Here is a 13,504-nt window from a genome sequence, read left to right as displayed (position 1 = left end):
CATGAGAAACAGACCTTTTGAACTGTGGCTGATTTGGCAAAATGTCGAGACGCGGCAACGTTACCACGTGGGTAGGTTGCTTCATGAAAATGGGGTCTATACATTTTCATACGAGACAGACGGATATAGACGAAAATTGGCAGAAGCTATGGACAATGGTTATCGACCTCACTTAGCATTCCCGGACATCAATAAGACGTATATTTCCAAAAAACTTTTTGGTCCATTTGCGCGCCGTTTACCAGATACACGCAGACCCGATTACCCGATTGTACTTCGAGAATTGGGCCTTACAGCGGAGTGCACAGAAATGGATGTTTTACGAGCCACAGGAGGTATTTTAGCAACAGATTCCTATGAGTTCGTATCACCAATCCTGGTTGAAAACGACATCTTTGTGATGGATTTCTTTGTGGCAGGTTGGCGCTATTATAATGGCGACCTTGCAATTGATCAGCTTCAAGTAGGTGACGATGTAGAGTTTTTGTTAGACCCTGAAAATAAACATGACCATAAAGCCGTTGTCGTGATGTCAGTAAATGGGGAAAAGTTAGGTTTCATCCCTGCTTTTTACAGTGGATGGATGTTTGAAGTCATTGAGAAGAGAAGTAGTTTTCAAGCAAGAGTGGAGGCCATCCATCCAGAAGCAGTTCCTCATCGTAAACTTTGTATTGGAGTCGTAGGCGAAGTGAACGAACACGTCGACATCCAGGATGTCTTAAACGATCAAGAAGAATTAAGAGTAGTGATGTGCTAAGGGGACTGATGCGTGTTCTTCGCCGTCCGAATATCTCGTTGGCATGCACTGAACGGTATGACTTTAGAAATATGTAGCAAACAAATAATCCGTGTAACAACATGGCCTTCTGTTTCCGCAGAGGGTCTTTTTTTGCGTTTTGGTACTGAAACTTAGATGCCGTTTGAAGATATGTTAACCAAGAAGGACTTGACTAATAGGAACGCGTATTCTATAATATTGTTAACGAGAACATGTGTTTCCATAAATTACAGTATGAAAGTAGGTGTTTATATGGGAATTTATTATGTGAATATGAATCCTCAGCCAAATGGGGATCATGAAGTGCATGTAAGCACTTGTGACCGTTTACCTTCCCTTGCAAACCGTATGTATCTGGGTTCATTTATTAATTGCAAGGGAGCAGTACTAGAAGCAAAGAAATATTTTGCCAAAGCAGACGGCTGTTATTATTGTTCGAATGAATGTAATAAACGCTGACTCTAAAAGTGGTAATTAAATAGGGTGCAGGTATTATGTATTTTAGTGGCTTGCACCCTTTCATGAAAAAACTCTTGAATAGATTGTTCATTCTTCTTACACCGCTAACCGCCTTAGATCACAAACTATCTACTATTCAACCTTCCCGAAATTCTCTTCTACTCTGCATCCTTACTTGGTGCACCTTTGATGATAAACTGAAATAATGCCCATACTAACCGATATAAACAACAGAACTGCAAATTTGGACTTGATGGAGGATAAAATTTTGAAATTGATTATCGGGGAACAACATATTGAGTATAAAGAGAAGCCGTCAGCGGATGAATTGATTGAACGGATTAATGAGAGCGTGGCGGAAGGGTATTATTTCAGCCATTTTATTTCCGATGGTACGGAAGTTTATGATGAGCACGAGGAGTATCTGGAAAGCAACTTGGACGAGATCAAGGAGCTTGAAATTGTCATTAAGACAGAGAAGGAATTCATGAATGATGTCATTCTGTCGGCAGAGGAATATCTGCAGCGTGCAATCCCTGATGTGAGTACACTTGCCGATGATTTCAACCGTGTTCCGACCAGCGATACGTGGGACAGATTTGAGATGTTGTTAGGCGGGATGGAATGGCTCAATGATATGCTCAAGGTGGTTTGCAGTAGCAAAGAACGCCCTTCAAACTGGGAAATGTATCAACAGATGACGTCCAACATGCAAGCTGAGTTGTCAAAACTAGGGAAAGCGATTGAAAGGAAGAAAAACAATCAAATTTCCACAATTATTAAGAATGGTCTATTGCCGATTTTTGAACGACTCGAAAAGGAATTTGGAGCAACGATCGATTCGGAGTTTATTCGTAAGGATTTGAATTGAATTTTTGACCGCTCAGAATCGCTCTGGCAAACCAGTAGGCAACGGAAAATAACTCTAACCCTCTAACAAACCGTCCCATCGCATTCACTGCTTAAAGTGAGTACGATAGGACGGTTTTTTTCTTCCACATTTGATAAATAATAATGACTAATTTCGTGAAAACTCGAACTATTTCCCTCCTGAAAATTCATATTGACATTCCAAATCCAATAGAATACACTTTTTGAGTAATGTGTTACACTATTTGCATGTAATACTCATTAGAGTAGCATTTTCTAGAAAACCGTGCGCCGTTTTGTGGTACCGGTTACACATTGAGGAAGTATATGGACATAGTGATGAACTTGTCTAAGAAAAAGGAAGAAAAACAGGTTGCTATATTTTTTTATAGAAAATGTGTAACCGGTTACCTACTTTTCTGAAAAAACTGAGGAGGATATTGAGAATGAGTATACTATGGGGGATCTTTGGATGTGCAGTTATTATCTTTATTGCATATCTGATGTCCGAAAACAAAAAGATCATTAATGTTCGAACGGCGCTCGTTGGGTTCTTTGCGCAAGTCCTATTAGGATTTATCGTCCTGAAATGGGGAGCCGGAATCGCAGTCGTGGAGTTTGTCTCTGACGGTGTCAATAAAGTCATGGGTTATGGGATGGAAGGTCTCTCCTTTGTATTCGGATCATTAGCCGATAAAAATGGCCCGGTTGGATCGATATTTGCAATTAATGTACTAACAATTATGGTTTTCTTATCTGCCCTTATCTCTCTATTATATTATTTTGGCATCATGCAATTTATTGTCAAAGTAATGGGCGGGTTAATTTCAAAGTTTATGAAAACAGGTTATGTCGAATCAACGAATGCTGCGATGAATATCTTTTTGGGTATGACACAATCGGCTATTTCCGTTAAACCGTATATTAGCCGGATGTCCAGGTCGCAAATCTTTGCCATCATGGTAGGTGGATTGGCTTCCGTTTCCGGAGCGGTCTTAATTGGGTTGGCAGCAATGGGCATTCCAATTCAGTATTTGCTTTCTGCAGCGATTATGTCCGCACCTGCAGGTTTAATGCTAGCGAAGCTCATCATTCCTGAAACAGAACCTCTCAATCCGAATGAATGGAAAGAGATGGATGACTACATGGGTGAATCTAAAAAAGATACCAATATTATGGATGTCATTATTAATGGCTCGAGAGAAGGGTTAAACCTCGCTGTCAATGCAGGGATCATCTTGATCTCTATTATCGGGCTTGTGGCATTGTTGAACGGAATATTGGGCGGAGTCGGCTCATTAGTCGGATTGCCTGAGCTTTCATTTGAAACGATCATGGGGTATATCTTTGCGCCGGTCGCGCTCATCATCGGTATTCCTTGGAGTGAAGCGTTGGCTGCAGGGAACTTGCTTGGCCAAAAGATGATTTTGAATGAATTCGTTGCATTTACATCGCTTTCAACAATGATGGAGCAGTTCTCCGAAAAATCGATTGCAATTCTGACATTTGCATTATCCGGTTTTGCGAATATCGGATCGATCGGAATCATTCTCGGTATCATGATCGGTGTCGCACCAACTCGTAAAAAGGATATCCAGGCGATGGCTCTTAAAGCATTGATTGCTGCTACGTTAGCTAACTTGCTAAACGGAGCGATTGTAGGTTTGTTCTTCTTCTAAACAATAAACTAATTGATAATCTTGACTCACAACCTTTTGTCATGCAAACTATCTGTAACCGGTTACCGATAATTACCAATGGGGTGATTTGTAATGGCTTCGATTAGAGATGTTGCAAAATACGCAAGCGTATCCGTTGCAACCGTGTCACGGGTGTTGAATGACAAAGGGTATGTGGGTGCGGAAACACGGAAGAAAGTGGAGGCCGCCATTGCGGACCTCAACTATCGACCGAATGAAGTTGCAAGAAGCTTGTTTAAAAAGCAGTCGAAGACGATCGGATTAATTCTCCCAGATATTATGAATCCATTCTTTCCTGAATTAGCCCGGGCGATTGAAGATACTGCATCTAAACTTGGGTATACCGTGATTTTATGCAATTCCGATGAAGATGAGGAAAAAGCACAGCGGTACATAGACGTTTTGCTTCAGAAATATGTAGATGGCATTATCATTTCCTCCAACACAATACTGGAGAAGACGATTCGCGAGCTGAATATCCCTGTCGTTTGCATAGACCGGGAAATTAGTAAAGAGATCCCGACGATTGTCGTAGATAATAAAAAAGGCGCGCGAATGGCTACACGTTTTTTAAAAGAAAAAGGGCGAAGGAAGATTGCCCATATTAGAGGTCCGATGGATATCGTAAACGCCAATGAACGCTGCGAAGGCTATCGAGAAGTAGTATCAGGCGAACAATGGTTCAAAGAAAGTTATATCGTCAATGGAAACTACCGAATGGAAACGGCAACAGAGGTTGTACTGGAGCTCTTACGGCAGCATCCCGAAATTGATGGGATTTTTGCTGCAAATGATACGATGGCGATTGGCGCGATAAAAGCGGCGTACCAGCATGGATTGAAGGTTCCTGAAGAGATATCGATCATTGGATTTGACGGCATCGCTCTAGGGAAGGCGTCCATACCAGAACTGACAACAATCGAACAGCCTCTGTATAAGTTAGGTCAGACGGCTGCGAAAGTGCTCATCAAGCTCATAAAAGGGCAGGACATCGAAAAAACATTTTATCAGTTTAATGTTCAATTAGTGGAAAGAGATTCAACGTAAGGAGGGTGAAATCATCATGGGACAAGCCCCTAAAATAACAATCGTCGGAAGCATCAATATGGACATCGTGACGATTACCGATCAACTGCCTAAAATGGGCGAAACGATACTCGGTCAGCAGTTTCAAATGAATCCTGGCGGAAAGGGTGCAAACCAGGCGGTCGCATCCGCGAGACTTGGTGCAGCCGTTCAAATGATTGGCTGTGTAGGTGAAGATCTATTCGGTAATGAGTTGATCGCACACCTTAACAGCGAAGGCGTTGACGTGAGCAATGTGGAACAAGTTGCTACGCAGACTGGAACTGCTTCCATCACCGTTTCCAATAAAGATAATAATATTATTGTTGTACCGGGTGCGAATAATCATGTGACGGCTTCATTCGTCGAAGCTAAGAGAGACGTAATTGCAGCGAGCGATATACTGATCCTGCAGCTTGAAATACCATTGGAAGGCGTTCAAAAGGCAGTTGAAATTGCGAAGGAAAATGGCGTGATTGTCATATTGAATCCAGCTCCTATCCGTGAACTGCCAGCTGATCTGCTTAACAGCGTCGATTACTTAACTCCGAACGAACATGAGTTTAAGCATTTGACGACTGAGGAAAATCATGCGGAGCTTATTGGGAAAGTGATCCTGACAAAAGGAAATGAGGGTGTTTCTTATTTCCAGGAGGGTAAGGAGACGAATATCCCGGCTTATACGATTGATGTTGTAGATACGACGGGTGCCGGTGATTCATTCAATGCCGGGTTTGCAGTGGCATTAGGGCAGGGTCTGTCTGTAGAAGCTGCATGCCAATATGGCAATGCAGTAGCTGCTTTATCGACGACTAAGCTCGGTGCACAAACGGGAATGCCGACTGCTACTGAAGTTCAGGCATTTCTAAGCAATAAAAACTAACAAAGAGGAGTGAGTGGTTTGAAAAAAGTCATTTTGGACGTTGATACGGGTGTGGATGATGCACTCGCGATTCTATATGCTGTCAATAGTAAGCAACTGGATATTTTAGGGATTACAGCAGTTTCCGGGAATGTCCCGCTTGAGCAAGTGAATATCAATACCAATAGGATTGTAAAGCTGTTGGGAGTGGAAGACCAAATCAAGGTATACAAAGGTGCAGACCGTCCACTTTTAAAACAGCCTTACCACGAGTTCAGAGTACACGGAAATGACGGTGTCGGCGGAGCGCTTGACGATATTGCGATCGATTTCCCTGAAAATGATGTTTTTGCTCCGGACTTTATTATCGAGCAAGCGAAAAAGCATAAAGGTGAACTTACCCTAATTGCAGTCGGGCCGCTTACAAACGTTGCGTTGGCTGTCCGTAAAGAGCCGAGATTGGCTGAATGGCTGAAAGAAGTCGTCATTATGGGAGGCCTTGTCCAATCAGCGGGAAGAGGAAATACAATCCCGACATCTGAATTCAATATTTATGCGGATGCTGAAGCAGCAAGGATGGTCTTTCATTCAGGAATGAACATTACGTTAGTAAGCCTAGACGTAACGAGACAAGTGCTGCTGACAGAAGAGCATATCGAGGAATTAAAAGGTACGAAGTATTACGATTTTGTTAAGCAAAGCACTGTCGACTACAGACAGTTTTCGATTAACTTGTACGGCATAAATGGCTGTGCGCTGCACGATCCGTTATCGGTCGGTGTCGCTTTGGATCCGACATTCGTTCAAACAGAAAAATATTATGTAGACGTAGAAACACAATCCGAGCTGTGTTACGGCCAAACGATCTGTGACTTCAGAAACATCCTGAAAAAAGAACCGAACGTCAACATCTGCGTCGGTGTTGACAGCGAAAGATTCCTGCAGAATTTCTTGGAGTATCTAAAGAGATAATGAAACAAAAATCCCGCCCAGGCGTAATGCTTGCTGTGGGATTTTTTAGCATCTGTTCAGCGAGTAAAAATCAGCTTTCATTCGAGTAGTTATCTCGTTTGAAAAGCTGATTTTTATGTTATACTTGGTTGCTTGCAGTATTGAATATAATGAAGTTGAGGAATGTGCATATGTCGAATGAACAAATGAAAAAAGGGAGTCTTTTGGCGTTCTTGCCGCTTATTGTCTTTGTAGTCCTGTTTATCGGGTCGGGGATTGTGACGAAAGACTTTTACAATATGCCTTTGAACGTGGCGATGCTGATCGCGGCGGCTGTGGCGCTTACGATGAATCGACGGGAGACGTTCAGTAAAAAAGTCGATGTTTTTACGAAGCATGCGGGGCATCCGAATATTATTTTAATGGCTGTCATTTTTCTTTTGGCAGGAGCTTTTGCAGGTGTGGCGAAAGGGATGGGAGCCGTTGAATCGACGGTCAATCTGGGATTGTCCTTGCTGCCTGCGAATCTGCTCATTGTCGGCTTGTTTGTTATTGGCTGTTTCATATCGATTTCGATGGGGACGTCAATGGGCACGATTGTTGCCTTGGCGCCGATTGGTGTCGGGATTGCCGCGCAAACGGACGTCCCTTTAGCACTCGCCATGGCAACGGTCATTGGCGGCGCGATGTTCGGGGATAATTTGTCGATGATTTCGGATACGACGATTGCGGCGGTCCGGACGCAGCAGACAAAAATGAAGGACAAGTTCAAAGTGAATTTCTTCATTGTCCTTCCGGGTGCGATCGTGACGATGGTTCTTCTCGCGGTGTTGACGCATGGCAACTCAGCGGAGCTTACAGGTGAATACCCGTTTGAATTCATTAAAATCTTGCCGTATGTGGCTGTGTTAGTGGCGGCATTGCTCGGTGCGCATGTATTGATCGTGCTCGTTGGCGGTACGATATTTGCTGGTGTCATTGGTCTGCTGGACGGTTCCTATGATTTAGCAAGCTTCTTGCAGACAGCTTCGGCTGGCATTATATCGATGGAGGATTTAGCGATTGTTGCGATCTTGATCGGCGGAATCGTTGGGATCATTCAGCATAATGGCGGCATTGATTACTTATTGCGGGTCATCACTCGCAAGATCAAGTCGAAAAAAGGCGCAGAATTCGGTATTGCAGGATTAGTGAGCGCTGCGGATATTGCGACCGCCAATAATACAATCGCAATTATTATCACGGGACCGGTCGCGAAGAGCATCGCGGATGAGTATGGCATCGATCCCCGCAAATCCGCCAGTTTGCTTGATACGTTTTCAAGCGTCTGGCAAGGCGTCTTGCCGTACGGAGTCCAAGTATTGGCCGCTGCCGGACTAGCGGCTATTTCACCGCTAAGCATCATCGTCTATTCGTTCTACCCTGTGCTGATGGGGATTTGCTGTGTTGTTGCGATCTTGATTGGCTATCCGAAGTTTAAAAAAGCATAAGAGAAATCCCGCTTGGCACATAGCCAATGCGGGATTTTTTTGGTACTGCGGTTTTCGGTGCCTGTGTAAGAAACTATTCAGACTATGCACTACAATTGTATAAGGAAAACCAATAAGTCAGCTGTCTCCACTGACAGTCGACAGATTACTGTATTATTATCAATTTTGATGAATTGTCATAAATGTGTGATGCACAGGCACCGAACTGACTGCCCGAACCGCCATCAGAAAACTGATTCATTTGTTTGAAAGTATCGTATAATAGAAGAAAAAAACGGGGGAATTCCATTGGACTATTTATACAACCCTTACACGACAACTCGCCACACCGTATTTGCGCGAAAAGGGATGGTGGCGACGTCACAACCGCTGGCGGCTCAGGCTGGCATTGAAGTGATGCAGAAGGGTGGAAACGCGGTCGATGCGGCGATTGCGACTGCCGCTGCGCTCACTGTCGTCGAGCCGACGACGAACGGAATCGGCGGCGATGCGTTTGCGATCGTGTGGATGAAGGACAAGCTGTACGGCTTGAATGCGTCGGGGCCAGCGCCGGAAGCGTTGACGCTTGAGGCGATGAAAGAGGCGGGGCATGAGAAGATTCCTGCAGTAGGGTATACGCCAATTACGGTGCCTGGGGTTCCGTCTGCTTGGGCAGAGCTGTCGAAACGATTCGGCAAGCTGCCTTTGATTGAGTCGCTTGCTCCGGCAATCCGCTATGCGGAGGAAGGGTATCCGCTCACGCCGATTTTAGGGAAGTATTGGCGCATAGCCTACAAGAAATTCGTAGAGCTTGACGATAAATTTGATGAATGGTTCAGGGTGTTTGCGCCGGATGGGAGGGCTCCTGAAATCGGTGAAATGTGGAAGTCGCCGGATCATGCGAAGACGCTGCGTGAAATCGGTGAAACGAATGCGGAGTCATTCTACAGAGGAGAACTTGCGGATTTGATTGCCACGCATGTAGCGGAAAACAATGGCTATCTCCGTAAATCCGACTTGGAGAAGTATAAAGCGGAATGGGTCGACCCGATCTCAACGAATTACAAAGGCTATGACGTATGGGAAATCCCGCCGAACGGGCAAGGCGTCGTAACGCTCATGGCGCTCAATATCTTTTCGGAATTGAATCCAGCGGCAATAAACGACGTGCAGTCGCTGCACGAACAGATCGAGGCAATGAAGCTGGCGTTTACTGACGGGAAGGCATTCATCACTGAAGAAAAGGATATGCCGATCGATATCGAGCACTTGCTGTCGAAGGAATATGCGAAAAAGCGGGCCGCTGCAATTACGGAACGGGCATCAGTTCCGGAGCCGTACGAATTGCCGAGAAGCGGAACGATCTATTTGGCAACTGCAGATGAAGAGGGGAATATGGTTTCGTTCATCCAATCGAATTATATGGGCTTCGGATCCGGTGTTGTCGTGCCGGGGACGGGAATCACGCTTCAAAACCGCGGCATGGATTTTTCGCTAGATCCGACACATCCGAACGTCTTGAAGCCAGGCAAGCGATCCTATAACACGATCATCCCGGGATTCCTGACGAAGGATGGACAAGCGGTAGGGCCGTTCGGCATCATGGGCGGGTTCATGCAGCCGCAAGGCCATTTCCAAGTCATCGTCAACACCGTCGATTATCATCTGAATCCGCAAGCGACGCTTGATGCACCGCGTTGGCAATGGATCGAGGGGAATAAAGTCCATGTGGAGCCGAACTTCCCGAACCATATCGCGCAAGCACTCACCCGATTGGGGCATCAGATCGTACCGACATTGGACAGCGGATCATTCGGCAGGGGGCAGATCATTTGGCGCGACCCGGAAACAGGCGTCCTTTCAGGCGGCACGGAATCAAGGACGGATGGCACGATTGTCGCTTGGTGAGGAGTAACAGACGCTTAACGAATAAGTTTTTATAGAGCATGATCACGCCTCCTTCTCGGTTCGTAACGAATCGAAAAAGGAGGTATTTTTTTATTTCCAACTCCCAATGTCACCCAATTCAGAACCTTCTTATGATAAAATAGTTAAAAAGAGACACTGGGGTAGGTGAGTAGCGATGCAGACAAAGCCCATTTTACTTTCCAAGCTGATGCCTCCGACGCCGTCCGCAACGTATATGCGAAGAGCTTCGTTCGTTAAAAAAATGAAGATGGCGGACCGGGTGAATCTGACGTTATTGCATAGCGGGGCGGGATACGGGAAGAGCTCGGGACTCTCCGCATATTTCCACGACGCAAAAACGCCATTTAGCTGGTATACCGTGACGGATGAAGACGACGATGTCCTGCCATTCATAACCTATTTGACGCAAAGCATCCGCCGTGTCGTGCCTGGATTCGGCGCTTCCTTGTCTGAATGGGATCATCCGAAGGAAATGGAGCTTACTCGATGGCTCGCCCTATTCATGAATGAGCTTTGTAAAATCGACACACCACTTTTCATTGTCATTGACGATTTCCATCATGTCGATCATGTGTTTTTAGTGAATTATCTCATAGAAAAAATGGTCGGTTCTATGCCTCCAAACGTTCATCTTATCATCGCAACGCGGAATCGTCCGCGTTGGGCGATTCTTGTGAAACTAAAATTGACGGGGCAGTTATGCGAATTGACGGAGGAGGACTTTCTATTTTCGGAGGAGGAAGTGTCCGTCTTCTATGAGGATTATTTTGAACAGAAACTTACGGAAGTCGAGGCAGCATCCGTCATTCGATTGACAGAAGGATGGGCGATTGCGGTCAATTTGCTGGCGCTCCATCTGGTCGAAGGGGAAACCCATTTGCCGACCGCGATGAAGCCCGCACTGCATGACTTGTTCGCCTACCTATCTGAAGAAGTGTTCAATCGGATGAGTGAAGTAGAAAAGGAATGGTTACTCGCCTATTCAATTTTCCCGACATATTCCATTGATATTGTCTGTGAATTTTATGGGAATGAAGCGGCAATCACCCTCCGGCAACTTGCGGAACGCCATGTGTTCATCCAATCGCTTGGGGAAGGAACATACCGGTATCACGCACTTTTTCAACAATTTTTAGAAAGGAAATGGCAAGCGGTCAATCCCGGGCAGTTTTATGCAACCCAAAAACGGGCGGCGGAATTTTATCTCCGGCAATCAAACCCGATTCAAGCGATTTCCCATGCCGTGAAAAGTGGGGATGCTTCTTTCATCGGTCAAATTATCGTCGACAACGGCGCTGCTATTATTAAAGCCGGCCAGTTCGAGTGGCTGCTTGAAATCATCAAAGGCTTGTCGCCAGACGTTTTCGCACAGTTCTACCCTCTTTCTTTCTTCGAAGGGGAGGCACATCGGTACCGCGCATTTTATGAAAAAGCGCGTGTGGCGTATTCGGCATGTATTGCAGCGGCTGAAAAACAGGGGGACGATTATTTTGCCGGGCGTGCCCATGCCGGTATCGCGAACATTTATCTTGATACGATCCAACCCGGTTTGGCGGATCCGTACTTGATGAATGCGATCCTCTTCGCCGAGAAAAGCGACAGGACGAGCGAATTAGAAATGGAATTGCTAAAGCGACAGTTTGCAGAAAATCTCGTCAATCTTGGGAAAGCCGCGGACGCCGCGAAATGGGTGGAGCAGGAAATCCATGATAAAAGCGTCTTGCAGGAAGGAAATTTAGATGCGAGGATTGCCTTGCGGACGGGAAGGTTACAGGAGGCGAAGGCCTACTTGTCAGAACGGGTGGACAGTTTGACGCTGCCTGATGCACACCGGGAAACGGATATTCTTCTATCCTTGATCTACTCGATGACCGGTGAGAATGAGCTCGCCCTGGAAAGTGCTTCAAGGGGAATCCAGCTTGGTCGCAAGGAGAAATCGGGCTTTATCGAAGCGGTTGGGCTCATTCGGATGGGGCATGCGAAGATTATAGCTGATCCGGGCAATGTGGCGATTGCGAAAGACCATTATATACGGGCAATCGAGCGGATGGACGAATTGAACGTTTCGCGCGGCAATGCAGAGCCGTATATGGGCTTGTCGATTGTTGCAGCTCGCCAAGGAGAATTCGCGGAAGCGATCCGGTACGGGGAAGCGGGCTTGCGGGAGACGGAAAAGGTCAATGACGGATGGCTGTCCGCTTTAATTCATATCGGACTTTCAATTGTTCATTTTTACGCTCATAACGAGGAGGACATGGCACAACATCTGAGTGAAGCGGAACGGCTTTTCCGGGAATGCGGCGATCTTTACGGGGAAATGGTAACAGCGTTTTGGTCGATGAATTTGTGTGACCGGATGAAAGATGACGGACGGTTTTTGGAGCATGCAGAACAATTCTTCAAGCTATGCAGGAACTACCCATTTTTTTTAGTCACCGATACGATTTTCAGTCCGTTGGATCGGCAATCCATCCATCCTTTAGTACTCAAAGCTGCCCGTTTGAATAAAGAAAACATTGACATTCAGCATGCAATCCACCTTCTTGGCTTGGAGGACGCCGTTTCACATCCGGGTTATAGAATTGAAGTACAGCTATTAGGTCCGTTCGCACTTCATCTCGGGCTCGAGGAAGTGGCCGACAGGAAGTGGCAGCGGGATAAGTCGAAGGAGATTTTCATTTATTTGCTGTTGAATAAAAACCGGTATGTTCCGAAAGAGGAAATCATGCAGGCGCTATGGGGGGATGCCGATGACAAGAGCGCCGACCGGGATTTCAAAGTGGCGTTAAACGCCTTGCTGAAAGTGATTGAGCCGAACCGGAATGCACGGGAAAATCCGTTTTTCATTCTCCGCAAACAGACGATGTACCGGCTGAACCCGAAAGCGGATATCCGGACGGATCTTGAACGTTTTAAAAGGCTTGTTGAAACAGGCTTGTCGGAGAAGACCGCAGAAAAAGCGGTCGACCAACTATTGAAAGCAGAAGAGTTATATAAAGGGAAACTGTTCGAGGAAAAGCTCTCCGTCGATTGGATTGCTCAAGAGCGTGAACGTGTCGAGCAGCTGTACATCCAGGCACTTGAACGCCTCGCCCAGTCATATACGAGATTGCAAGACTACGGCAAAACAATCGAGTTGGCAGAGAAGCTTTTGCGGATCGATCGAACATGGGAAGAAGCATACCGTCTGCTCATGTACGCCCATTACCAACTTCAAAACCGACCACAATCGATCAAATGGTATCGGAAATGCCAAGCTGTATTGCAAGAAGAGCTCGCGATTGAACCTATGGAAACGACCGAACAGATGTATAAGATGATAATGAATGAAATATAGGGCCGTTACGCTGATAGCTAGCTCCTAAATAAAAGACACTAATAGGCGAAGGAATGATTATTCCCTTCGCCTTTTCTTTATTGC

9 protein-coding genes are annotated in these 13,504 nt (G+C 45.7%); all 9 read left to right on the top strand.

The genetic code is table 11. The features are described from left to right. Position 1: 1 nt before the first annotated feature. The 9 genes from M3193_RS06945 (at position 2) to M3193_RS06905 (ending at position 13,420) form a co-directional block, all read left to right on the top strand. Positions 2 to 757 (top strand): HIRAN domain-containing protein, encoded by a 756-nt coding sequence (locus M3193_RS06945; protein WP_251625469.1) that lies wholly within the window; start codon positions 2 to 4, stop codon positions 755 to 757. 748 nt (positions 758 to 1,505) lie between these two features. Further along, positions 1,506 to 2,108 (top strand): hypothetical protein, encoded by a 603-nt coding sequence (locus tag M3193_RS06940; protein ID WP_251625467.1) that lies wholly within the window; start codon positions 1,506 to 1,508, stop codon positions 2,106 to 2,108. Between the two features lie 445 nt (positions 2,109 to 2,553). Further along, entirely contained in the window at positions 2,554 to 3,786 is a 1,233-nt protein-coding gene (locus M3193_RS06935) for a NupC/NupG family nucleoside CNT transporter (RefSeq protein ID WP_251625465.1), read from the top strand. Positions 3,787 to 3,879: 93 nt separating this feature from the next. Further along, complete coding sequence (locus M3193_RS06930) at positions 3,880 to 4,854, top strand: LacI family DNA-binding transcriptional regulator (protein WP_251625463.1); 975 nt, start codon at positions 3,880 to 3,882, stop codon at positions 4,852 to 4,854. Positions 4,855 to 4,870: 16 nt separating this feature from the next. Beyond that, positions 4,871 to 5,755, top strand: coding sequence for a ribokinase (gene rbsK / locus M3193_RS06925; RefSeq protein ID WP_251625461.1), 885 nt, complete (start codon positions 4,871 to 4,873; stop codon positions 5,753 to 5,755). A gap of 18 nt (positions 5,756 to 5,773) precedes the next feature. Further along, positions 5,774 to 6,706 carry a nucleoside hydrolase gene (locus M3193_RS06920; RefSeq protein ID WP_251625459.1) on the top strand — a complete coding sequence of 311 codons (933 nt, stop codon included), beginning with the start codon at positions 5,774 to 5,776 and terminating at the stop codon, positions 6,704 to 6,706. A 170-nt stretch (positions 6,707 to 6,876) separates the two neighbouring features. Then, complete coding sequence (locus M3193_RS06915) at positions 6,877 to 8,175, top strand: Na+/H+ antiporter NhaC family protein (RefSeq protein WP_251625456.1); 1,299 nt, start codon at positions 6,877 to 6,879, stop codon at positions 8,173 to 8,175. A gap of 288 nt (positions 8,176 to 8,463) precedes the next feature. After that, the gene (locus M3193_RS06910) at positions 8,464 to 10,062 is read left to right on the top strand and encodes a gamma-glutamyltransferase family protein (protein WP_251625454.1); all 1,599 of its coding nucleotides are present in this window, start codon (positions 8,464 to 8,466) and stop codon (positions 10,060 to 10,062) included. Positions 10,063 to 10,237: 175 nt separating this feature from the next. Next, complete coding sequence (locus tag M3193_RS06905) at positions 10,238 to 13,420, top strand: BTAD domain-containing putative transcriptional regulator (protein WP_251625452.1); 3,183 nt, start codon at positions 10,238 to 10,240, stop codon at positions 13,418 to 13,420. Positions 13,421 to 13,504: the final 84 nt, after the last annotated feature.

Source organism: Sporosarcina luteola (assembly GCF_023715585.1).
Lineage (GTDB): Bacteria > Bacillota > Bacilli > Bacillales_A > Planococcaceae > Sporosarcina > Sporosarcina luteola_D.
Note: the sequence above shows the minus strand (reverse complement) of the source record. Positions and strands in the feature narration are given on the sequence as shown.

Excerpts from the sequence above, each read along its gene's own strand:
- M3193_RS06935 (WP_251625465.1), top strand. The coding sequence starts at position 2,554 with ATGAGTATACTATGGGGGATCTTTGGATGTGCAGTTATTATCTTTATT.
- rbsK (WP_251625461.1), top strand. The coding sequence starts at position 4,871 with ATGGGACAAGCCCCTAAAATAACAATCGTCGGAAGCATCAATATGGAC.
- M3193_RS06945 (WP_251625469.1), top strand. The coding sequence starts at position 2 with ATGAGAAACAGACCTTTTGAACTGTGGCTGATTTGGCAAAATGTCGAG.
- M3193_RS06915 (WP_251625456.1), top strand. The coding sequence starts at position 6,877 with ATGTCGAATGAACAAATGAAAAAAGGGAGTCTTTTGGCGTTCTTGCCG.
- M3193_RS06930 (WP_251625463.1), top strand. The coding sequence starts at position 3,880 with ATGGCTTCGATTAGAGATGTTGCAAAATACGCAAGCGTATCCGTTGCA.
- M3193_RS06905 (WP_251625452.1), top strand. The coding sequence starts at position 10,238 with ATGCAGACAAAGCCCATTTTACTTTCCAAGCTGATGCCTCCGACGCCG.